Source organism: Streptomyces sp. A2-16, assembly GCF_018128905.1.
Taxonomy (GTDB): domain Bacteria; phylum Actinomycetota; class Actinomycetes; order Streptomycetales; family Streptomycetaceae; genus Streptomyces.
Map to the genome: position 1 here is coordinate 4,500,477 of NZ_CP063808.1, position 22,275 is coordinate 4,522,751.

Annotated in this window: 14 protein-coding genes and 1 pseudogene; 7 read left to right on the forward strand and 8 right to left on the reverse strand. The window is 70.4% G+C overall.

From position 1 onward, the window contains the following. Positions 1-67 precede the first annotated feature (67 nt). From IOD14_RS20205 to IOD14_RS20220, 4 genes are all read right to left on the reverse strand, one after another. The gene (locus IOD14_RS20205; RefSeq protein WP_212671001.1) at positions 68-4,972 is read right to left on the reverse strand and encodes a DNA-binding protein; all 4,905 of its coding nucleotides are present in this window, start codon (positions 4,970-4,972) and stop codon (positions 68-70) included. Then, positions 4,969-5,835: a DUF4132 domain-containing protein gene (locus IOD14_RS20210; RefSeq protein WP_123993099.1), complete on the reverse strand. Its 867-nt coding sequence runs from the start codon at positions 5,833-5,835 to the stop codon at positions 4,969-4,971. Before IOD14_RS20210 ends, IOD14_RS20205 begins: the two co-directional genes overlap by 4 nt. 322 nt (positions 5,836-6,157) lie before the next feature. Next, positions 6,158-7,654 (reverse strand): HEAT repeat domain-containing protein, encoded by a 1,497-nt coding sequence (locus IOD14_RS20215; RefSeq protein WP_212671002.1) that lies wholly within the window; start codon positions 7,652-7,654, stop codon positions 6,158-6,160. Between the two features lie 330 nt (positions 7,655-7,984). Beyond that, positions 7,985-8,917, reverse strand: coding sequence for an aldo/keto reductase (locus tag IOD14_RS20220; RefSeq protein WP_212671003.1), 933 nt, complete (start codon positions 8,915-8,917; stop codon positions 7,985-7,987). Between the two features lie 1,097 nt (positions 8,918-10,014). Here IOD14_RS20220 and IOD14_RS20225 point away from each other — a divergent pair. After that, positions 10,015-10,093 (forward strand): annotated as a pseudogene (locus IOD14_RS20225) (IS5/IS1182 family transposase); the annotation flags it as partial. Positions 10,094-10,311: 218 nt separating this feature from the next. Here the strand turns inward: IOD14_RS20225 and IOD14_RS20230 are convergent. Beyond that, positions 10,312-10,821 (reverse strand): GNAT family N-acetyltransferase, encoded by a 510-nt coding sequence (locus IOD14_RS20230; protein ID WP_123993095.1) that lies wholly within the window; start codon positions 10,819-10,821, stop codon positions 10,312-10,314. 435 nt (positions 10,822-11,256) lie between these two features. Between IOD14_RS20230 and IOD14_RS20235 the strand changes: the two genes are divergently transcribed. Beyond that, a complete protein-coding gene (locus IOD14_RS20235) occupies positions 11,257-11,760 on the forward strand; it encodes an N-acetyltransferase (RefSeq protein ID WP_212671004.1) in 504 nt (167 codons plus the stop codon). A 181-nt stretch (positions 11,761-11,941) separates the two neighbouring features. Here the strand turns inward: IOD14_RS20235 and IOD14_RS20240 are convergent, their stop codons facing one another. After that, positions 11,942-12,097, reverse strand: coding sequence for a hypothetical protein (locus tag IOD14_RS20240; RefSeq protein WP_212673534.1), 156 nt, complete (start codon positions 12,095-12,097; stop codon positions 11,942-11,944). A 118-nt stretch (positions 12,098-12,215) separates the two neighbouring features. Then, the gene (locus IOD14_RS20245; protein ID WP_212671005.1) at positions 12,216-13,151 is read right to left on the reverse strand and encodes a helix-turn-helix transcriptional regulator; all 936 of its coding nucleotides are present in this window, start codon (positions 13,149-13,151) and stop codon (positions 12,216-12,218) included. 157 nt (positions 13,152-13,308) lie between these two features. Here IOD14_RS20245 and IOD14_RS20250 point away from each other — a divergent pair, with 157 nt between their 5' ends. Beyond that, positions 13,309-14,148 carry an SDR family oxidoreductase gene (locus IOD14_RS20250; protein WP_212671006.1) on the forward strand — a complete coding sequence of 280 codons (840 nt, stop codon included), beginning with the start codon at positions 13,309-13,311 and terminating at the stop codon, positions 14,146-14,148. Positions 14,149-14,354: 206 nt separating this feature from the next. Here IOD14_RS20250 and IOD14_RS20255 read toward each other — a convergent pair whose 3' ends face one another. After that, positions 14,355-16,436 (reverse strand): NPCBM/NEW2 domain-containing protein, encoded by a 2,082-nt coding sequence (locus IOD14_RS20255; protein WP_212671007.1) that lies wholly within the window; start codon positions 16,434-16,436, stop codon positions 14,355-14,357. 590 nt (positions 16,437-17,026) lie between these two features. On the opposite strand from IOD14_RS20255, the gene IOD14_RS20260 reads away from it, so the two are divergent. From IOD14_RS20260 to IOD14_RS20275, 4 genes are read left to right on the forward strand one after another with little or no spacing between them, the layout of a single operon-like run. Continuing rightward, a complete protein-coding gene (locus tag IOD14_RS20260) occupies positions 17,027-18,316 on the forward strand; it encodes an extracellular solute-binding protein (protein ID WP_123993090.1) in 1,290 nt (429 codons plus the stop codon). A 1-nt stretch (position 18,317) separates the two neighbouring features. Beyond that, positions 18,318-19,250 carry a sugar ABC transporter permease gene (locus IOD14_RS20265; RefSeq protein ID WP_123993089.1) on the forward strand — a complete coding sequence of 311 codons (933 nt, stop codon included), beginning with the start codon at positions 18,318-18,320 and terminating at the stop codon, positions 19,248-19,250. Then, a complete protein-coding gene (locus tag IOD14_RS20270; RefSeq protein ID WP_123993088.1) occupies positions 19,250-20,098 on the forward strand; it encodes a carbohydrate ABC transporter permease in 849 nt (282 codons plus the stop codon). Before IOD14_RS20265 ends, IOD14_RS20270 begins: the two co-directional genes overlap by 1 nt. Continuing rightward, positions 20,095-22,233, forward strand: coding sequence for an alpha-galactosidase (locus IOD14_RS20275; protein ID WP_123993087.1), 2,139 nt, complete (start codon positions 20,095-20,097; stop codon positions 22,231-22,233). The genes IOD14_RS20270 and IOD14_RS20275 overlap by 4 nt, the downstream gene beginning before the upstream one ends. The last annotated feature ends 42 nt before the right edge of the window (positions 22,234-22,275 follow it).

Sequence of the window (22,275 nt, forward strand, 5' to 3'; positions counted from 1 at the left end):
TGTGTGGGGGGAGTTCCAGGTGGGGGAGGGGCGCCGCCGGTGGGCGGCGCCCCGGGCCGGTGATACGTCAGCGGCGGCGGCCGCGGCGGACCTTCAGCTCCTCGAAGCGGGGAGCGTCGCCGTCCTGGACGCGCTGCCACGCCCTGCGGAACAGGTCCGCGGCCGGTTCGAACGGCACGATCACGCCGAACGGGGCGTGTTCGTCGCTCATCTCGCCGAACAAGGGCAGCTTCCAGCGCTCCAGCGGCACCCGCGGCGCCGACTGCTCGACCCAGCCGCCGGGCAGGAACAGCGATCGGCCTGCCCGGGTCCGGCTGGCCTCCACCACGAGGTCGGTGGCGGCCAGTTCGGCGCGCGCGGCCTTCAGCCGGGCCGGCTTCCAGCCCGTCCACCGGGCCGTCATGCGGTCGGTCGGGTCGGGCATGGCCAGCAGCATCAGATAGAGCGTGGCGGCGTCCTCGCCCAGCCCGTACTCCTTGGCCACCTCGGTGACCAGATCGGGAACCGAGCGACCGGGGTCCTGCGGCCACCAGGTGGCGTCCTTGCCCCGGTCTCCCGCGATCGGCTCACCGGGGTCGGCGAGCAGGGCCGCGAGCTTCCGGTCGCGGACCAGACGCAGTGCCACCTCGGCGCCGTAGGGCCGCTGGTTGTCGACGCGCACCGCGGGCAGGTAGGGGTCCTGGCCTGCCTCGTCGAGAAGGTCGACACGGATGGCCGGGGCGGGCTGGTCGTCGTGGGTGGCCAGGACGACGGCGCCGTACCGCTCGAAGCCCGGACCGACCTCGGTGGGAGTGCCGGCGGTCTTCCGGAAGTCGGGGAGACTGATGTAGCGCCTCAGGTCGAGCATCAGTCCGGGATGGGCGAGCCGTTCACGCACCGCGGTGAGGGCCGGGGGCAGCGCGGCGCGGACCGGGTCGCCCGCGGGCAGCCGGTGGGCGAGCCAGGCGAGCAGACCCACCGCGCCGACCAGCGTCTCCGCGGTGAACCCGTCCGTGTCGTCGCCGACGGGCTTGGCCCGATCGCCGTTGATCGCCCAGGTGAGGTCCCGGCTGAGCCGGGGCGAGGCGGCCGGGTCCAGCAGGGCGGGCAGCGCCTGCCGGATCGGCCAGGAGGGGTGGCGGAAGGCGCGGATCGCGTCACCGAGCAGTGCCTCCGGGACGGCCACCCGCTTGCCCACCTTGGCGTTCCACACCGCGGCGGCGCCCGCCACGTCCGGGCCCTCGGTCCACAGGCGGGCGGGCTCGGCGGGCAGCAGGGCGCCCACGACCGCGGCCCGCACCGCGCCGTCGACGCCGCGCAGTTCGTCCTTGGCGACCGCCGCCGGGGCCACCTTCACCCCGATGAGGGTGCGTGTCTCGGACTTGAGGAAGCTGCGCTCGTAGACGTCGATCCCCGGCAGACCGGCCACGACGAGCCGGGCCACCGTCTCGGTCACGCCGGTCAGACGGGCGAACTCCTCGGCGGCCTGCGGGAACCAGGGGGCGGGGCCGCGGTCGGCCAGTTCGGCAAGGAAGGCCCGGGTCCGGCCCGGGACCGGGGTCTCGCCCAGCGGCCCCGACTGAAGCGCCTGGTAGGGCGATGGTGTCTCGAACCGTCCGGCCGGGTCATGGAAGTAGCCGGTGAAGCAGGCGTGGTCGTCGTCGAGCGAGTTGCGGCTCGTGACGGCGATGAAGGCGCCGTCGGCCAGCGGGAGCATCCCGGTCCAGGCGCCGTCGCGCCATCCGCCCGCCGCGGTGCGCAGCTGCGCCGCCTCCAGGTGCAGATGCACCTTGCGCCAGGCGGTGGAGTCGTCCGGTGTCAGACCGAGGCGGTCGAACTCGGCGAGGAGGGTGCACAGGACCTCGCGGTCCTCCTGGCCGGTGGTGGCGCAGGCAGCCCGGTAGGCCAGTGCGGTCGTCGTCTCCAGCAGGGTTGCCAGGTCGGGCTGTCCTGAGGGCAGAGGGTGACCGTCGAGGTGCAGGCGGACATCCGCGAGGTCGGGCAGCGCGGTGTCGGCGAGTCCGACGGCCCGGGCCAGGACGCGCAGCGCGCGGAAGACGGTGTCGGACTCGTCGTCGCGGTTCCACCAGTAGCCGCGGGACGAGCCCAGCCCGTTCATTGCTGCCATGAGCTTGGTGTCCGCGGGTCCGGCCGGCCCTTCTTCCTCCAGGCCGCCTTCCAGGGCGCGGGTCAGCCGGGTGGACGCCGCGTCCAGCACCGCCTGCTGGGCCGCGGCGTAGCGGGCGACTCCGGCGATGCCCTTCACGAGCGCGTCGTGGCTGACCGGGAGGAGGGTGCGGATGGCGTCGGTCAGCGCCTGAGCGTCCTCGCCGGCTGCGGCGGCCAGCAGGGCCGCGGCGGTGGCCCGGTCGATGGTCCGCAGCGCCTTCGACGCCTGCGGGTCACGGGCCGTCAGGCACTCCCAGAACTGCACGGGAGGCAGCAGCAGGGTGCCCTCGCCGAAGTCGCCGGGGGTGCGGTCGGTCTTGGCCCAGGCGGTGTGGACGCCGTCGGCGTCGACCAGGCGGAGCTGCCAGTTGTCGCGGACGACGGCGGTGGCCCGGTCCGCGCCGGGGAAGACGACGAGCGCGTCGGGCACACCGGCGTCGGCGGGCAGAGTGAGGCCGTGTCCGGCGAGGTTCTCGGCGCGATGCGAGCCATCGGGCAGCTCGATCACCCGCAGGCCCACCAGGCCGTCCACGGGAGCGCAGGTGGGGGTGGTGGCGGTGTTGGGGGACAGACGCAGTCTGCCGCCCACGTAGCTGCTGCCCGCGGGGGCGTCGCGCAGGGCGTCGGCGAGGAAGGTGGGCTTGCTCATCCGCCCGCGCTCGTTCGTGGCCGGGTCGTACTCGTACCAGCCGTGCGCCGCCCGGTCCTCGGAGTCCGCGTGCCACACCCAGTAGGACGATCCGTCGAAGAGCAGCGGCCGTTCGTCGGGCAGGGTGGTGTCCCCGGCGTGCACCACTCCGCGACCGGTGGTCCGGCCACCGTCCGGCAGGGGCAGCGAGATCGGGAAGTCCCCGCGGTACCAGTCCATCTCGGTGCCGCGCGTGGCGTGCGCCCCCTTGAGGGACTCGACGCGGTCGGCGCGCGAGTGCCAGTAGCCGCGCAGGCCGTCTCTGCGGGAGTTCCAGTACACGAGGAGTTCGCCGTCCACGTGGTGGAAGCCCGGGTCGCCCGAGACGTCGTTCGCCGGCAGGCGCAGGTCATGGGTGAGCACAGGGCCGTCGGCGCCGATCACACGGGCCTGGGCCGGGCCGGCCACCACCAGGTGGGGCCAGGCGTCGGCGACCACGATGTCCTCCACCCGGTCCTTGGCGACGAGTTCGGCCGTCGCCTCCTCCCAGGCCGGCCAGCCCAGCTCGTCGAAGAGCCCGGCTTGCAGGGTGCGGGCCAGTACCGGCGCGAGGTCGGTGCCGACGGCGGCGCGGACGTCGTCCTCGGCCAGCGCCAGTGCCTCGGCGGGCAGCCACCCGAGCCGATTCAGCGCGTGGGGCAGCCCGGGCAGGCCCACCACGGTGAACTGTCCCACCACTCTGCTGACCCACTCCGTCAGCCAGGGGCGGCCGCCGGGCGAGGCCGCCAACAGACGGAGGGCGCGCAGCGCCTGATCGCCCTGGTGGAAACGGTCGGCGCCGAGCAGGAAGGCGTCGCGGAACCGTGCGTCGCCGCCGAGGAAGGTCAGCTCCCGCTGTCCTTCCCCGATGGCCCAAGCCGTCAGCGGCAGCTCCTGGTCCTTGCCAGGAGCGGCGACCGGCACGTCCAGGGACAGCAGCAGGTCGATGAGGTCGATGTCGTGTGTGACCCTCAACCCCCGTCCGGACGCGGCGAGTTCGGTGCGCAGCCGGGCCGCCGCACGCTCCACCAGGGGATACAGCTCCGGCATCCGGGTGGAGCTGCGCCAGGACCGGGCCCGCTCCCGGAACACCAGGAAGCGCTCCAGCCAGCCCGCGGTGCCGTCGGTCGGCCGCTGCTCCGGGGGGAGGGAGTCGTCCCACAGCCCTGTCGTGGCGCCGGACGTCTCCAGGACCTCGAGCCACATCGCGGGCATGTCCGCGTCCGGGCCGGAGGGGAGCATGTCCAGCAGGGTGCCGCGCACGCGTGGTTCCCGCTCGGCCAGCGCCACCAGTGCGGCCCGGTGGCCCTTCCACCAGCCGCCCGTGGCACGCAGCGTGGCCGGCAGTCCCAGCAGCTCGGCCAGGTAGCCCTGCTCGACCCGGTCGGCGTCCTGGCCGGCGCCGCGGGCCAGCTTGCGCAGGTCGTTGGCCATCTGGGCGGACGGCGGCAGGCCGCCCGCGGTGCGGCGCAGGCACAGGCGGGTGAAGCGCTCCAGCGCCTCCTCGGCGGAGACCCGGCCCGCCAGTTCCTTGCCGTAGGCGGAGAGCACCTTCACCGGCAGCGCGCCGGCCAGCGCGAACTCCAGGAACACCGCGTCCAGGCGGTCCTCCTCGACGGTCAGTCCGTGCTCCGCCTCCGCCTTGCGGGCGCGGGTGAACAACTGAGCGGCGTAGGTGGGGTTCTCCTCGGCGAGAAACACCCGGCCGGCCTGCTCGTAGAAGGTCGGCAGGAAGTGCGGCACCGACGCGGCCAGCCGGCCCCCGAGTTCCAGGTAGGCGTCCAGTGCGGCCTTCGGGCGGGACTTGGCCTGCCGGGCCGCCCGCTCCAGGTCGGGGACGACGCCCAGCGCGTGGTGGCCGTCCTCGGGGTGGTGCACCAGCACCCATTCCGGAAAGCCCAGCGACTGGCGAAGTCCGAGGCCCACGACGGCCGGTTCGCCGGCGGGTTCCAGGCCGAGGAAGCCGGCCGCCAGGTCCTCGGCGGCGCCCAGCTCACCGGCGACCAGCCGGACCACGACACGGTCGTCGAGGCCCGGGTGGCGGTAAGCGCGCGCCGTCAGCGGCACCGCCCGCTCGCCTGCCTCCTCGGTGTCCGGCGGCAGGACCGCGCCCGCCGTCAGCAGTTCCTCGTGTGACACCTGCGTCCCCCCGCTCATGCGCTCTTGCCTTCCTCGATCGTGCGCCCGGCGTACAGCGCCGCGGCCATCCGCATCCCCTCCGACCAGGCCACCGGGCCGACCTCCCGCAGCGGCAGGGCGCGGCCGTTGTCGTCCTGCCAGGTGAGGCCGCCGGTCTCCACGGTGTCCTCCCAGTACGGCTCGCCGATCCACACGCTGGCTTCCACGGTGGCGCCGCCGTCGCGGACCCTGGCCGTGGAATAGCCCCCCGAGACGCGGTAGCCGAGCGAACTGGCCCGCGCGGCCAGGGCGAAGCGGGAACGGAAGGAACCTCCGGCGAACTCCCGTATCTCCCTGGCCTTCGGGTCGAGGTCGTCAGGTCGCTGCCAGGTCGCCCGGTGGATCTGCTCCACGCGCTGCACGATGCCCAGCTCCGCCGCGAACTCGCGGATGTCGTCGAGGTCCGGCAGCAGCACCGGGTGCGGCAGCGTGACCGTGCGCGGGGACAGCCGTACGGTCTCGCCGTCCAGGTTCACCACGCGCAGTTCGCCGTCCTCGGTGGCCCCGCGCAGGAAACCGACCTCCTCGGGGTCGTCGCCCACCACGGCGAGGTCGCGCAGCGCCGACTGCCAGGCCTCGTCCGGCCACACCCGGGCCAGCAGACCGGTGGGGACGGGAAGCGACGACACCATCCAGGAGTCGACCTGAGCGACGCACGCCGTGGCATGCCGATCCAGCCATTCGGCGAACCGCCGCAGCCGGTCCACCTCAGGATGGTCGCGCAGCGCGCGCGGCAGTGATTTCAGCTGCCGCCCCGCTGCCCGGCCCGAGGTGGCACGCGCCGCCACCCGCCCGTCCACCAGGGCGACTTCGTACCCGTCACCCGCCGAGAGCCAACCCACGAGTCCCCGCCTTCCACATCAAGACAGCAAGAAGAAAGCACAGTTCAGCCGGGGAACATCCCGGCGCCAGTGCGACGATGTGAGGAACGTTAGCGGCGATCACTGACAATCAGTGGCGGGAACGGGTACGGAGCTCCTGCCGTCCGGCGTTACGGGCCTGCTGGGCGCGCGTGTTGAAGGGTTTGCACGGCGCGGGGAGAGCTGTGGAGGCGGTGTCCGAGCGTGCGGTTTCGGCCAGGTGGCGGTCGGTTGCCGGAGCGTGACGGGGTTCTGAGCAGGCAGCTGTGTGCCGGCGAGGGCTCCAGGGCGACTCCTCTGCCCGTCAGCTGCTCCGGCAACCGTCCAGGGCCCGCAGCGTCTCGGCCGCCGCTTCGCGAACGGAAGCGAATGGGGCCGATTCCAGGGCGGCGAGCCGGTCACGCAGCTGCTCCTCGCCTGGGGGAAGCGTGCCCGTCTCCTCCACCCAGTGGGCGATCCCCGCCATGGCGGCCTGGCGCACCCCCCAATCGTCGTCGTCCAAGTGCCTCACGAAGAGCGGCAGATCGTGCGGGGTGCCGGCGTCCGTCGCGTTGTGCGGGTCCAGGAGCGAGAGCGCGGCGGCTCGGACCATGGGGGAGGTGGTCCGGTCCACCAGTTCCCGCAGACCCGGCAGGGCTTCCGCCAGGCCTGCCAGGACTCTTTCCGCCACCCCGACCAGGGTCCTGTTGGCGTCGAGACCGGCCACCAGCGCCCGGGCGACCGCCCCGCGTTCCCACGGCCGGAACCCGGTGCCCGCCATGGCGTCCAGGCCGCGCACGGCACCTTCGTATACGTTGGGCGCGGCATGGTCCAGCAGGGGCAGCAGCAGCCACACGGCGTCCCATCTCCCCATCTCGCCGTAGGCCATTGCTGCTGCCCTGAGCGTAGGGGCGGCCGTTGTCCGATCGGTGAGCAGAGCCCGCAGGAGCCTCGTGGCCGCCTTGTTGCCGACGGACCCCAGCGCAGCGGCGGCCGACGGTCCCGCCCTTTCGTCGTTCAGCCAGCGCGAGGCCGGACCGAGCAGCCGTTCGTCACCGGATCGCCCGAGCAGGAACAGGAATTGTGACACCACGTTCGGGTCCCTCTCCGCCTCCAGAGCGGCGAACAGCGCGTCCTGCACTTCTCGGCGGTCCACGCGCTTCAGTCGGAAAACCAAGGCGCAGCGCACCTCGGGAGAGGGGTCGCCGGTCAGATCTCTCAGCAGTGACGGCAGCAGCCGGTCGACGTGCTGGTCCGGCAGCATCCACAGGGCGCGCACGGGGGCATCTTCCTCCCCCCACTGGGCCGTCCGGACCACCTCCGCCTCGATGTCCGGGGCTTGCCTGAACTCCCAGACCATGGCGTGCGCCCGGCCCTGGACGCCAGGTACCGGATCACCCATCAGCCGCACGAGCGCGGGACCGTCACCGGGCACGCCCAGCTCCCGCAACGCATCCAACGCGTTGATGCGCAGGTGATGGTCCGGATCGCCGAGCAGTCGTCCATAGGCGTGCACGACCTCGCGATCGCGCAGCCCGAGCCGGAGAGACGCCAGCGAGGCTTTCCTGCGCACCCACGGATCGTCGTCGTCCATCAGCGCGGACAGGGTCTCCGCCATGGCCGTGGAGACCCCCAGCCTGCCCAGGCCCACCGCCGCCCCTTCCCGCACCTCAGGCGCGGGGTCGGCGGCCGCCCGGACGAGCACTGCGGCGTGCTCGGCGGCTCCCAGTTTGCCGAGCCCTTTTGCCGCCGCTGCACGTCTCCAGGTGTCGCCCGTTTCCAACTCCCTCAGGAAGAAGGCGATCTGATGCCCCGCCGTCATGTGCACCCCGGGAAGTAGGACTGCCGAGTCGACGGGAGGTTGCGCTGACGGACGCCGGGGCCACGCGCCTGACATCGCCCTGCTCGAGAGTTTGAGCCCAACTGCGGGACCGGGAGGCGGCGATGGGCAGAGTGAATGCTCCGGAGGAACTGCTGTTTTCCTCGCTTTCCAGGGTCGTGGGTGCCTCAACACTGAATCGGAGACCGTGCCACGAGAAATGCACCGGAGCCCCACGCAAGTGACTCGGCCACTTATGGCCGTCGCCTCAGCGCAGGGATCCGGTGCTGTCAGGCCTGACCGAACGGAAAGGCCATCAGGAAGAGGCAGAGGTTAGGGCACTGTGTATCCGGCGGCGCGGAACAGTTCGTACCACTCGGATCGGGTGAGCGGGATGTCGGAACCGAGTGCGGCGGCCGTGACGCGTTCTGGCGTGGTCGTGCCGAGCACGACCTGCATCTGCGCGGGATGACGGGTGATCCAGGCAACCGCGATCGCCTCGGCAGGCACGCCGTATTTGTCGCTCAGCCGGTCGATCACTGCGTTCAGCTCGGGGAAGCGTTCGGAACCGAGGAACGGGCCGTCGAAGAATCCGGCCTGGAAAGGCGACCACGCCTGAATGGTGATGTCGTGCAGGCGGCAGTAGTCGACGATTCCGTCGTCACGTACGACCGACTGATCCAGGCCCTGCATGTTCGCGGCGACGCCCTGCGCGATCATCGGGGCGTGAGTGATCGACAGCTGCAGCTGGTTCGCCACGATCGGCTGAGTCACGTACTTGCGCAGCAGGTCGAGCTGTCGGGGGGTCTGGTTGGAGACACCGAAGGCACGTACCTTGCCTGCCGCCGACAGCTCGTCGAAGGCGCGGGCCACCTCCTCCGGCTCGACGAGGGCGTCGGGCCGGTGCAGCAGCAGGATGTCGAGATAGTCCGTGCCCAGAGCCTTGAGCGAACCGTTCACGGACTCGACGATGTGGTCGTGAGAGAAGTCGAAGTACGGCCCGTCCTTGACGATGCCGGCCTTCGACTGAATGACGAACTGCTCACGCTCCGACGAGCTGAGTTTCATGGCTTCAGCGAACCGACGCTCGCAACCGTGGTCGTCCGTGCCGTAGACGTCGGCGTGGTCGAGGAACGTGATGCCGGTGTCACGTGCGGTGTTCACGAGCGTGCGCACCGCCTCGTCGGACATGTCCTGGATGCGCATCAGTCCAAGGACGACGTTGGGTACCACCATGTCGGTGCCGGGCAGGGTGAAGGTCTTCATGTGACTCTTTCGCTGTGACTTGAACGTTTCAGACGGGAGGAGGTGCGAACTGGTCAGCTATGAGCGTGAGGTCCCGGGGAACGGAAGGGCGACGGGCGCGGCAGGTGGGCCGGGAAGCGCTTGGTGCAGTGCTCGAGTTCCCCCCAGCTGGAGCGGAAACGGGCGAGATGGTCCTGCACCGACACGAGCCGACCGCTGAGCAATTCGCGGGCCACGTAGATGTGTGCGATGCCGGCGCCTGAGATTTGGGCCATGATGACGCCACCCTGCGTCGAGCAACTCCCGTATTGCACCAACCGGAACGGCGGGCCGGACGATGGAACTGGCAGGGGCTGATCGCCTCGACACCGAGCCGGTGGCCGGGGCTGATCGCGGAGACGGTCCGGTTGCCGAGGATGCGATGCTGCATGAGTTTCCTCCTCCCGGACGCCTTGGCGAGTGCGCGGTGCAGTGCGACGTCGCGTGCTCACTCTAGAAATGGACGATCCAGAAATCCAACAACTGTTGGTTCTGATATTGAGAACTATGGGATGTGAATGCATCTGCGCCGGGCGGCGTGCGTGTCTGCGATCTCCGGGTGCGCGCCTCCCGTAACAGCCGCCTCCTGCACACTGCTCCCCATCCCGGGGGCGAGGCTTGCGGACGACGCCAGGTTCGCTACCGTCCTCACCCGACAGTGAGGCTTGTCCCACCTGGTCGCTGATCCTGCCTCGCGCCGCTCGGATCGGGTGGCAGGGGCACCGACAACAACGGGAGCCCTATCGTCCTAGCCAGGTCAGGAACCGAGTGCGCTTCTCGCCGCACTGACCATGGCTGGAGGAGTGGGCGTTGTCTGGGGTGAAGGTGGAGCCATAGGGCTCGGAGCTGAGGGCGCAAGCGCTGACAGCAGGTGGCGGCCGGCTATCGGCGAAGGCATGGCGTGATCTTCCTGGCATGTTCGCGACGGGTTTTTGCCGCCTCTCCGAGGTTCCCCCAGAACCTACCTCTGGTGCAGGGAAGTCGGGCTGTTTCCTCCCCAGCACTTGAGGCACCACACCGCGATGTCGGGCTCACGCCGGCCGCGTCGGAGCGCCGGCTGCCCAGCCCTGTTCACCCCCGCCCACCTGCTGGTGGACCACCTATGCCCAGCTCGCGGCAGGGTTCGGCGTCGACACCGCGACGGCTTGCCGCTACGTCACCAGGGCCCGTCAGCAGCTTGGGGCCGCGCCCTTGGAAGAAGGGGTGTTCCGCCGTGTGGCGGGGCACGATCGCTCTGCCCACGCTCGCGGCGAGAGCATCATCGGGGCTGGCACCCCGTCCTGCCGGCACGCCGGCTATCGGGCCGCCCCGGCGCGAGACACGTCCACGAACTGACCCAGCCCGACATAATTCACGTCACGTCACGTCGCCTCACGTCACGGGGACGGGGAGTTCAGGTGCTTCGGGTGGCCGTCGAGCACGGACAGACTGGCAACGACCTCGTCACCGGAAAGAGCTGCCGTCGGCTGGAAGCCCAGGGATGCATAGAGCTTCGCGGCCACGGTGTTGTCCGGGTGATAGGAGAGACGAAGTTCTCGGCAGTCCTCACGTTGGGCCAGCCACTCCATGAGGGTTCGTACCGCCGCTCGCCCGACCCCGTTGCCTTGCTCGGGGCCATCGATCACCATGCCCCCGAGCCAGTGTGAGCCGTCGTCGTCACGACCCCACATGATGTGACCCACCACCGTGTCATCGGCGCAGACCGCCATCGAGTGCCAGATGCCTTCCCGCGACGACAGAAGCAGGTAGCGCGCCGCCAACGCGGGCACGTAGCGGCGCTGCTCGTCCAGCGGAGCGATGTCCGCGACGGCACGCCAGTTCGCGTCATCTACTTCATGCAGGACAACACGTCGGCCCGCTCTGTCGGAAAGCCCAAGGGTGATCACGGGGAACAGGCTACGAACTGACCGGTTGATCCGCGAACGATTTGAACTTCGTGAGCCCCGCCACCGCAGCCCGTGCCAACGCGGCTGCGGGCAAGGCTTGTCGGGAGAGGTTCACGTCCTCGGCCCGGTCGCCGTGCTCGTGCGGCTGGCGAACGGCTACCGCGAGGACATGGATGTGCTCGTCGACGGACTTCAGCCAGAGGAGACGCAGGACGTCGTACCGTTGTGTGTTTGGCGCCACGACCTTCAGGCCGTGGAGTCCCCACGTGACTGCTTGCGTGAGAAGCCGTTGCCGCACCGATCACGGAGTCTGTCGAGTGGACGGGAGTCTCGCTAGGACGATCGCGGGCACTGCCCGGCATGAGAGCAGGGCCTGGCAGTACAGGGAAAAATCCAGGGGAGCGGACGGCCCGCGCGCTGCTACGGTCGGGCGCCATGAGCTGGCTCCCCGATGATTTCGTCCATCCCGACCTGGTACCGCTGCCTGGCAGTGGTCATCACCTGCGGCCGATCCGGGAGTCGGACACCCCGCTCGACTATCCGGCTGTGATGGGTTCGCGCGAGCGGCTGTGGACCGTCTTCGGCCCAGCCTGGGGCTGGCCCGCGGCCACGATGACCTACGAGGCCGACCAGGCTGATCTATTGCGGCACGAGAAGGAGATCGCCGCGCACCAGTCCTTCAACTACGCGCTGTTCGACGCGGCGGAGACAGCCCTGCTCGGCTGCGTCTACATCGACCCACCGGAGAGGGTCGGCGCGGACGGCGAGATCTCCTGGTGGGTGGTGGACGAACTGGTGGGCAGCGAGGTCGAGCAGGCCCTCGATGAGCTGGTGCCGCGGTGGATCGCCGCCGACTGGCCGTTCGAGAAGCCGCGCTTCCTCGGCCGCGAGATCTCCTGGTCGGAGTGGCTTGCTCTGCCGGAGCACGGCGACGCGTAAGTAGCTCTTGTCGTAATGCTCTGGGGACTTGGTGCTCGAACGGCCGTCTCGACTGGGTGGTCGTCACCTGGATAGTGCTCGAGGGGTCCTCAGCATGGCTCACCGGGTCGGCACGATCGTGTGCGGGTGGCGAGGTCGATGACCAGCAGCAGCGACGCGGGCGCGGGGGCGCTGATCTGGATCAGCGTGCGCATGCCATGCGATTCTGGCACTGGTCGAAGAAGGTGTAGGTGCACCGGCCATGGCCGAGGTCGTCGTACTGCCAGCGTTCGCCGCAAGCGGCGGCGCCGGAGGCGATCGCGTCGCGGTCGACGAACACTTCGATGGTGCCTGTCACACAGCCCCACATTCAGCCGGAACGTCGGCTCTTCCCCGAGGAACCGGCACCGGAGCACATTTCTCTGTGTGGCGGCCGGCCCTGCCCGTGTGCCGCTCCCGGGCCTGCCGGACGAGCATCAGTGGACGGGACCGTCGTCGAGGCGGGCCGCCTCAGCGGCCTCCCCATCAGCGGCGTCCCTCTCAGCGGCCTCCCGCTCGGCAGTCTCCCTCTCAGCGGTCTCCCGTTCAGTGGCAGACAGGGAACCGAGCAGAGCGAGTGCGGTGGCGGAAGGAGTGCCGGGCTCGGCGTGGTGCACGACGAGGAGCAGTCCGTCGGATCCTGTGACAGCCAGCTTCTCGCGGCGCAGATGCAGCTCACCGACCTGCGGATGCCGCAATCGGGTAGTGGCTCCTTCCCAGCGGCGGACATCGTGACGGGCCCACAGACGACGAAAACGCTCGCTCTTCAGGCTCAGCTCGCCGACGAGCTGAGCCAGGCGGGGGTCCTCCGTGTCGGCACCGGCTGCGGCGCGCAGCTGCGCGACCACACCGGCCGTGCCCTGCTCCCAGTCCATGTGCAGCTGTCGCGCGAGGGGATCGGTGAACAGTGCCCGTAGGCGGTTGACGCCCGGTGCCATGTGCGGCGACAGGGCGATGGCCAGGCGGTTGGCGGCGAGCACGTCCATGCACCGGTTCTGGACGAACGCGGGCACGGCGAACGTGTCCAGCAGCATCGCGATCCCGTCCGGGACGCGCTCGGTGCGGGGGAGAGGCTGCCTGCGGCGGGACTTGGGCCGGGCGAGCTCGACGAGATGAGCGGCGCTGTCGGCGTCGAGTCGCAGCACCTCCGCAAGTGCGTCGAGCACCTGAATCGACGGGTTGTGGTCCCGACCGCGCTCCAGACGCAGGTAGTAGTCGGCGCTGATGCCCGCGAGCATCGCGACCTCTTCACGGCGCAGCCCTGGTACCCGTCGGAGTCCTGCGGCTGGAAGTCCCACTTCCTCGGGCCGGACGAGTTCACGACGGGCCCGCAGGAACGCGCCGAGGGCATTGCGGCCGTCTGCTGTGTCCATGCTCCGACGGTAACGCGCTGCTCCTTTCCCTGAGGGGGCCCTGTCACTACCTGGAACAGGGAGGCACTGCCTGACCGCACGGTCTCGGCGCAGGATCGGGAACGAGTCGCCGGGAACACCGCGGCGCACACCGTTCCCCCTCAGCAAGGAGCACGCCATGACACGGCGCACCTGGTTCATCACCGGCGTCAACAGCGGTTTCGGCCGGCACATGACCGAGCAGCTGCTGGAGCGAGGTGACAAGGTGGCCGGTACGATCCGTCGGCCCGGGTCTGTCGACGATCTCGTCGCCAAGTACGGCGACAGGTTCTGGGTGGCCTCCCTCGACGTCACTGACACTCCCACCGTCAAGGAGGTCGTCGGCCGGGCCTTCGCCGACCTGGGACGGATCGACGTAGTGGTCAACAACGCGGGCTACGGCCTGTTCGGCGCTGCCGAGGAGGTCACCGACGAGCAGATCCTCCGTGTCCTCAACACCAATCTGGTCGGTTCGATCCAGGTCACCCGGGCCGCACTGCCGCATCTGCGGGGGCAGGGCGGAGGACGCATCATTCAGATGTCCACCTACGGCGGTCAGGCCACGAATCCCGGCGCCTGCATGTATCACGCCGGCAAGTGGGGCATCGAGGGCTTCATGGAGTCCACCGCCAAGGACGTCGCCCCGTTCGGTATCGGCGTCACCATCGTCGAGCCCGGCGGCGCGCGCACCGAGTTCCGCTACGGAAGCCTCCAGATGGCAACCCCGCTGTCCGAGTACGACGACACCCCGGCCGCCATGACCCGCGCAGCCCGGGACCGCAGCCGGCCTTCTCTCGGTGACCCGGCTTTGATGGCCGCCCGCATCATCGACAGCGTGGAGCAGACGCCCGCCCCGCTGCGACTGGTCCTGGGCAGCGACTCCTACCGGTTCCTCCGAGCAGCCCTGTCCGAGCGGCTGGCCGAGATCGAGGCCCAGCGCGATACGGCAGGTCTGACGGACATCACCGACGGCGCCTGAGCGTGGGGTGGCTGAGCTGCCCGCCTCCGCGACGGCAGGCCCTGCTCGACCACACATACACGTCGCGCGGCCTTGAGGTCGCCGTGCGATGGGGCTCGTCCTTCGGGGCCGCTCTCCCTCACTGGCACTGGAGTGCGCTGGGCGCCCCATGTGGCGGGCTCCGCCCCGCGTGATCTCTCCCGCGGGGCGGAGCCCGCCTGTTCGGTTCAGCAGGTGGCGTGCAAGCCGGCCCAGTCGGCGCGGTCGTTGTAGCCGCCGTCCCCGGCGTCACCGACCACCAGGTCGAGGACGCGGACGCCGGTCAGATCGACGTCGGCCTGGCGGGTGCCGTCGCGGTTGACGACACCGCTGTCGAACAGCACTTTGCCGTCACCGAGCACCTGGAACGTCGAGGTGCCCCCTTCCGGGCCGACGTTGCGGACCGCGTCGTCGATGCCGACGGTGGTCGTCAGCCGGGTACACCGGTCGCCGAGGTAGTAGCGGACGGTGGAGGGGGAGGCGACGCCGATGCCGGTCGGGTATTCCTGGCCGAGCAGGCTGAGTGGCGTCCAGCCGCCGACACTGCGGTCGACGGTCGGGGTCATCCATCCGCTGGTGGCGCTGATCCAGTCGTGGTGCGACAGGGCGATGTCGCCGTGCGGTGGCGCGGGGGCCACCACGAGTGTCGTGGCCGTCTCCTGCCGTAGACGCCGCTTGGCGGTCGTCTCGTAGGAGGTGGTGGCGGCCAGGCTCGCGCTGCCGGGTGCGGCGGTGTCCGGCAGCGTGATCGTGAAGGTGAAGGCCGCGGAGCGGCCGGGCGCCAGCAGTTTCGGCGGGGCGCCGGTCGGGCGGGCCGTCCACCCCGTGGGGACCGACAGCTGGACGCGGGGATCGAAGACGGGCTGTGGGCTGTCGTTGCGGACGTCGACCTCGACCTGCGCCTGATCACCGCCGGCGACCACGGGGGCGATACCGGCCGGCACCGTGTCGCCGCCGACCTTCGTGATCCGAGGCAGGCCGGCGACGACGTGGGGGAGACCGGGCTTGCCCGTTGCCCGGGCGACGCGGAAGAGGGCCGCGCCGTGGGCCGGGACGGCGGCACTGATCGTGCCGGCGCTCTCGGTGACCCGGTCGGTCCAGGCGTTCTTCAGGGTGAAACGGCTCCCGCTCAGTCCGACCGAGGACGCCTTCGTGGTGAGGGTCGCGGGGCTGTCGCCGCGGTTGAGCAGCACCACGGCCCGGTCGCCGTTCGCGAGCCGCTTGACCCAGGTCTCCGTCGTGCCGGCCGGGCCGACGCGGACGGCCTGGACTGCGGCGCTGTCCTGGTTGATCGCGAGGACGTCGCGGTCCGCGAGGATGCCGAGCGAGGTCTTGCTGAGGTTGCGGATGTCGCTGCCGATCACCAGCGGTGCGGCCGCGACCGACCACAGGGTCATCTGGGTGCGGAACTCCTCGTCGCTCATGCCGAGTTCGGGGCCCAGGTAGTCAGGGTCGTTGAAGTGCCCCGGACCGGCCGCCTCGGGATGCCGCGCGTTCGCGTCGTAGTTGCGCAGCACGTCCTTGAACTTGATCTCACCGACGAACCCCACGTCCGTGTACGTGCGCCAGGACTGGGCGATGGCCGGCGCGTAGGACCAGGAGTACGTCGACTGCTGCGTCTCGGGGTAGGTGCCCCAGTCCGGGGAGGTGACGGGGTTGCAGAGGTTGAAGAGCATGGGGCGGCCGCTGGCGTTGTTGCGCAGCGCCGTGGCGAACTGGGTGTAGACGGTCTTCGGGTCCAGGTCGGCGGCGATGCCGCACAGGTAGTCCACCTTGACGGCGTCGAACTCCCAGGCGGCGAACTGGTCGGCGTCGCGCTGGTAGTAGCCGTGGCTGCCCAGACCGCACTTGCCGGGGATGTAGGGGCCGGCGTCGGTGTAGATGCCGGCCTTGAGGCCCTTGGAGTGGATGTAGTCGACGAGCGGCTTCAGCCCGTCGGGGAACTGGGCAGGGTTGGGCACCAGGTCCCCGGCCGCGTTGCGTGGGGTGGGTGCGGCCCAGTTGCCGTCGATCCAGACGTACTTGTATCCGGCGTCGCGCAGGCCACTGCTGACCAGGAAGTCGGCGGTCGACTCGATCTCCGTCGCGGTCGGGTCGCCGCCGAGTGCGTAGTAGGTGTTCCAGCCCATGTACGGCGTCGGGCTGAGGACTTGTCGGGATGCCGACGTCGTGGCGGCGTTGTCGCCGGGCGGGGGAGTGGCGTGAGCGGGGGCCTGCACGACCAGCAGCGTGGTCAGGAGGGCCAGGAGGACGGTGAGTTGTCGTTTCACGTCGGATCCTTCGTTGTCCGATCAGGCGTGCCGGACCGTCCCGGTCGTGTGGCTGGGGGTGCCGCTGCGCGGTGATGGGTGCGGCGGTCGTACGCGGGACCAGTCGATGTCCGCTTGCCTGCGGGTGGTTGCGAGGATCTTGCAGGCGGTGCCGAACCGCGTCAAGATTAATTACTAAATTAAGTCCACCGAGCCTGGCCGGACGTCATCACGTGACCATCGACGAAAATAATTAGGAATAAATGTTGACAGGGTCCCGGTCGGCTGCCAGAGTCATCGCCGCGCCGCCCTGGGACCCGCTCGGATCCCCGAATGCGGGGGAGTGGCGCATGGCTTGACGCCGCGAAGTCCACGCCGGAAGCCAAGGATCACGATCCGCGGCTGATGCTGCGGCAAGCAGAGACCCCGAACCGCACAGCCCGAGCTGCCCAGGCCGGGGCGCATCATGGCCGCCCCTCGGCCCAGAGAAAATAAATTAGTAATTATCTTGACGTGGCTGCACCGCCACGCGAACCTTGGTTGGCCGCGCCGGACCCCCAGGCCCCGAACGCCCCACGGCCCGCCGCGTGAACCCTCAGGGAGAACCCTCCATGTCGAACCCGCACACCAGCCGCAGGCGCTTCCTCGCCGGGCTCGGCGCCACCGGCACAGCGGCGCTGCTCAGCGGCTGCGTCACCTCGACCTCGTCCTCGAAGTCCTCGTCCTCGGGCGCGGTCAGCCTCCAGTCGAACCTGTCCGCGCCGCAGGCCAAGGCGGCGATGGAGGATCTCGTCGCCGCCTACGGCAAGAAGGACGCCGGACGCGTCACCCTCAACACGGTCGCCGCGGAGACGTTCCGCACCCAGCTGCCGACCTACCTGACCTCCGCCAACCCGCCGGACGTCTACACCTGGTACCCCGGCTCGGTGGCGGACGCCTACGCCAAGAAGGACCTGCTGCTCGGCCTCGACGACCTGTGGGCCTCCTCGCCGGACCTCAAGCGCTACTCCAAGGCGCTCAACACCCTGTGCACCGCGAGCTCCGGCAAGAAGGTGTTCGTGCCCTCCACCTACTACTGGTGGGGCATGTTCTACCGGAAGTCGAACTTCGAGAAGTGGGGCGTGAGCGAGCCCAGGACCTGGGACGACTTCCTCGACCTGTGCGACAAGCTCAAGTCCAAGGGGGTGGCACCGATCGGGCTCGGCGCCGGCGGCAACACACCCTGGGTGGCCTCCGCCTGGTTCGACTACCTCGACATCCGCATCAACGGTGCCCCGTACCACCGTGAACTCCTGGCCGGGAAGCACCGGTTCGACGACCCCGAGGTGCGCAAGGTCTTCGACCGCTGGACGGAACTGCTGCCGTACTTCGACCCCGACGGCACCGCCCTCGCCTTCCAGGACGCCACGACCGCGCTGCTCAACGGCCGCACCGGCATGATGCTGATCGGCACCTTCTTCGCCGACGCGGCCCCCAAGGACGCCCTCGACGACATCGACTTCTTCCGGTTCCCGGTCATCGACCCCAAGGTGCCACTCGCCGAAGAGGCCCCCGTGGACGGCTACTTCGCCAGCGCACGGACCGGTCGCGCCGAGCGGGTCACCGAGCTGATGGGCTATCTCGCCACCGCGCAGGCGCAGGAGATCTACATCAAGGGCTCCTCGGGCACCGTCCTGCCCTGCAACCCCGACGCCAAGGACGCCGGCACCGCACTCGTGAAGAAGGGCCGCGCCCACATCGACGAGGCGGTCGAGATCACCCAGTTCTTCAACCGGGACTCCAGCGACGCCCTGCAGCCCACCGCCGACACCGCGCTGACGAAGTTCATCGCCAAGCCCAAGTCGATCGGCTCGATCCTCACCGACTGGCAGCGCGACGCCCAGAAGATCTGGAGCGCCTGAGGTGGCCGTGCTCACCCCCGCACGCCCGGCCCCGGCCGTCACGCCCGCACGCGGACGCGGCCGGGGGCCCGTCCGCCGTGTCCCGCCGCTCGTCCTCGCGTTCGTCCTGGTGCCGTTGCTCGCCGAGGCGGTGTGGGTGTTCTGGCCCGCCCTGCAGGGCTTCTACCTCGCCCTGACCTCCTGGGACGGCGTCTCACCTCCGCGCTTCATCGGACTGGGCAACTTCCGGGAGATGGCGGGCGACGAGGTCTTCAGAACCGCCGCGATCGACACCGTCCTGTGGCTGGTGCTCTTCGGCGGCCTGTCGGCCCTGCTGGGTCTCGCCACGGCCCTGCTCCTGCAGCAGGAGCGGCGCGGTGTCGGGTTCTACCGGGCCGCTCTCTTCCTGCCCGTGGTGTTCTCCCTGGTCGCCACCGCCCTGGTGTGGCAGGCCATCTACCAGCCGGACGGCGTCCTCAACCAGCTTCTCGACGCCGTCGGGCTGGAGAGTCTGCGGCACGCCTGGCTCGCCGACCAGGACACCGCCCTGTACGCGGTCATCGTTCCGGCCCTGTGGCGCCAGATCGGCTACGTGATGGTGCTGTACCTCGCCGGCCTCAAGGGCATCGACCCCGCCCTCTACGAGGCCGCCAAGGTCGACGGCGCGAGCGCCTGGCAGCGCTTGCGCCACGTCACCCTGCCGCAACTGCGCAGCGTCAACGCGGTCGTCCTGTCCGTCATCGTCATCGACTCGCTGCGCTCCTTCGACGTCGTGTGGTCGCTGACCCGAGGCGGCCCCTACCACTCGTCCGAACTGCTGAGCACCTACATGTACTCGACCGCCTTCCAGTCCCTGCGCCTGGGCTACGGCTCCGCGCTCGCCGTCGTCATCTTCGTACTGGCGTTCGGCGTCATCTGCTCCTACCTCGTGCGCGCCTTCCGGGAGGCCGACTGATGTCCGCCCACTCGACCGCCGTGAAGCGCCGGCGAGCCGCCACCGCGGGGTTCCACCTCGGGGCCGGGGCGCTGGCCGTGCTCTGGCTGCTTCCCATCGCTCTGGTGGTGGTGACCAGCCTGCGTTCCTTCGACGACATCGCCGCTCACGGGCTCGGCAGCCTCCCGCACTCCTTCACCGTCGACAACTTCCGCCTGGCATGGGTCGACGGGGGCCAGCAGCGCGCACTGATCAACAGCATGCTCGTCACCGTCCCGTGCGTGCTGATCACCCTGGCGCTGGCTGCGATGGCGGCGTTCGCGCTCAGTCGCTACGACGTGCCCCTGCGCCGGACGCTGTTGCTGCTGATGCTCGGCGGCAACCTGCTGCCCCCGCAGATCCTGCTCATCCCCGTCTCCAAGCTCAGCGAGATGATCGGCGTCTACGACACGCTGCCCGCCCTCATCGGCGTGCAGATCGGCTTCGGTGTCGGCTTCTACGTCTTCGTCCTGCACGGTTTCATGCGGGCCATCCCCGACGAGATCCAGCAGGCCGCCGTCGTCGACGGCGCCGGCCCCTGGCAGATCTTCTGGCGGATCATCCTCCCCCTGACCCGCCCCGCGCTGGCCGCGCTCAGCGCCCTCTCCTTCACCTGGATCTTCAACGACCTGCTGTGGGCGATCACCGTGTTGCGGAGCGACACCAAGATGCCGATCACCGCCGCCCTCATCGGCCTGCAAGGGCAGTACGTGTCGATGTGGAACGTCATCGCCGCCGGATCCGTGATCGCCGCCGCCCCCACCGTCGCCGTCTTCCTGCGATTCCAGCGGCACTTCGTCGCCGGCCTCAACCTGGGAGCGGTGAAATGACGACACCGCAGGACCGAAGGACCCCGCAGGACCGAAGGACCCCGCACGACCGCTGGACCCTGCGCACCCAGCACACCAGCTACACCGTCCGGCTCTCCCCGGACGGTCCCTGGGCCGAACTCGACGCCTGGGGACCGCACGGCGTCGACATGGGGCCGTCGGCGCTCGACTGGTCCCACCGCACCCACTTCGTCACCCCCGCCGACGCGGCCCCCGCCGAGTACATCCCGCAGGGCCTGCGCGCGTTCACCGGCGCCGACCTCGTCGTCGGACATTCCGGCGGCGAACGCGGACTGTGGTGGCAGTTCGCCGACGCCACCCAGGATGCTCAAGGGCTCCGGCTGGCGTTCACGGACGACGTCGCCGGCGCGCGCGTCACCCTGTGCTACGCCACCGTGCCCGACACGGACGTCATCCTGCGCTGGACGGAACTCACCTGCACCGGCGCGCACGAACTGCGCCTGGAACGCCTCGACTCGGCCGCCGTCAACGTGCCCGTCACCGACGGAGCCCGCCTCACCTACCTGACCGGACAATGGTCGCAGGAGTTCACCCGCACCCAACTCCACCTGCGGCGCGGCACGTTCACCATGGGCAGCACCCAGGGCGTTCCCGGCCACGCCTACGCCCCCTGGATCGCCGTCCAGGACGCGGCCCTGCCCGACGACGACACGGCCCCCACCTACGGCATCGCCCTGGAGTGGCCCGGCAACTGGCACCTCACCGCCGAGGCCGAGCCCGGCGGCGCCGTCCGCATCCGCGCCGGGCGGGTCCCGCACGAGGGCGCCGTGATCCTCGCCCCCGGCGACACCCTGACCACGCCCCGCCTTGCCTGCGCCTTCAGCGCGGAAGGACTCGACGGCCTGTCCAGGGTCTGGCACCGCTACGAGCGCCACCTCAGCGGCGAACGCCTGCACCGCCCCCGCAAGGTCCTCTACAACTCCTGGGAGGCCACCGGCTTCGACGTCGACGCCGCCGGCCAGCTCGAACTCGCCAAGGCGGCCGCCGACATCGGGGCCGAACTGTTCGTCGTGGACGACGGCTGGTTCACCGGGCGCGCCGACGACACCGGCGGCCTGGGCGACTGGCACCCCGACCCGGCGAAGTTCCCCCAGGGCTTCGGCCGGTTCGTCGAAGACGTGCGGGCGCTGGGACTCGGCTTCGGCCTGTGGGTCGAACCGGAGGCGGTCAGTCCCAACAGCCGTCTGTACGCCGAGCACCCCGACTGGGTCTACCGCGTGGACGGCCGCCCCGGCCGGCTGGTGCGCAACCAGCTCCTGCTCGACCTCGGCCGCGCCGACGTGCAGGACTTCGTGATCGGCACGCTCGACCGGCTGCTGGGGGACCACCCCGTCGAATACCTCAAGTGGGACATGAACCGGCCGCCCACCGAGCGGGGCCGGCCCGGCGCCGGACCCGCCGACCGGCTCGACCTGGACGCCGCGCACGTCACCGGATACCTGCGCATCCTGGACCATCTGCGCGCCGCCCACCCGCACGTCACCGTCGAGGGCTGCGCCGGCGGCGGCGCACGCGTCGAGCATGCCGCCCTGGCCCGCACCGACGTGGTCTGGCCCAGCGACAACACCGCCCCGCTGGACCGGCTCCGAATCCAGTACGGCTTTCTGCACGCCCACGCCCCGCACCTGATGAGCTCTTGGGTCACCGACGCCCCCGGCGTCTTCGACCCGCGCCCCCGCTCTCTCGCCTTCCGCTTCGTGCTGGCGATGTGCGGCGTCCTGGGCGTGGGGGCAGACCTGCGCTCCTGGAACGCGGAACAACGCACCGAGGCCGCCCGCTGGATCGCCCGCTACCAACAGATCCGCGACGTCGTCCACCACGGACAGACCCACCTGCTCGGCACCCCCGACGACGCGACCTGCGGCGTGCAGTACACCGAGGCCGACGGGCCGCGCGTCGTGGTCGCCGCCTTCAGCACCGGCCGCCTGGACGGGGCCCCGCTGGTACCCGGCCGCCCTGCCCGGCTCCGGCTGCGCGGACTTCATCCGGCCGACGTCTACACGGATGAGGAGACCGGTACCGAGTACAGCGGCGCCCATCTGCTGCACTACGGTCATGCGTTCACCTGGAGTGCAGGCCACGACGCCCACCTCGCCGTCCTGACCCGCCGATAGCCGCAAGCCCCCGCCCCCCCCCACGAAGGAGCCGAACCCCAC

Coding starts and splice junctions, on each gene's coding strand:
- IOD14_RS20205 (WP_212671001.1), bottom strand. CDS start 4,972: ATGAGCGGGGGGACGCAGGTGTCACACGAGGAACTGCTGACGGCGGGC.
- IOD14_RS20215 (WP_212671002.1), bottom strand. CDS start 7,654: ATGACGGCGGGGCATCAGATCGCCTTCTTCCTGAGGGAGTTGGAAACG.
- IOD14_RS20220 (WP_212671003.1), bottom strand. CDS start 8,917: ATGAAGACCTTCACCCTGCCCGGCACCGACATGGTGGTACCCAACGTC.
- IOD14_RS20235 (WP_212671004.1), top strand. CDS start 11,257: ATGAGCTGGCTCCCCGATGATTTCGTCCATCCCGACCTGGTACCGCTG.
- IOD14_RS20245 (WP_212671005.1), bottom strand. CDS start 13,151: ATGGACACAGCAGACGGCCGCAATGCCCTCGGCGCGTTCCTGCGGGCC.
- IOD14_RS20250 (WP_212671006.1), top strand. CDS start 13,309: ATGACACGGCGCACCTGGTTCATCACCGGCGTCAACAGCGGTTTCGGC.
- IOD14_RS20260 (WP_123993090.1), top strand. CDS start 17,027: ATGTCGAACCCGCACACCAGCCGCAGGCGCTTCCTCGCCGGGCTCGGC.
- IOD14_RS20270 (WP_123993088.1), top strand. CDS start 19,250: ATGTCCGCCCACTCGACCGCCGTGAAGCGCCGGCGAGCCGCCACCGCG.
- IOD14_RS20275 (WP_123993087.1), top strand. CDS start 20,095: ATGACGACACCGCAGGACCGAAGGACCCCGCAGGACCGAAGGACCCCG.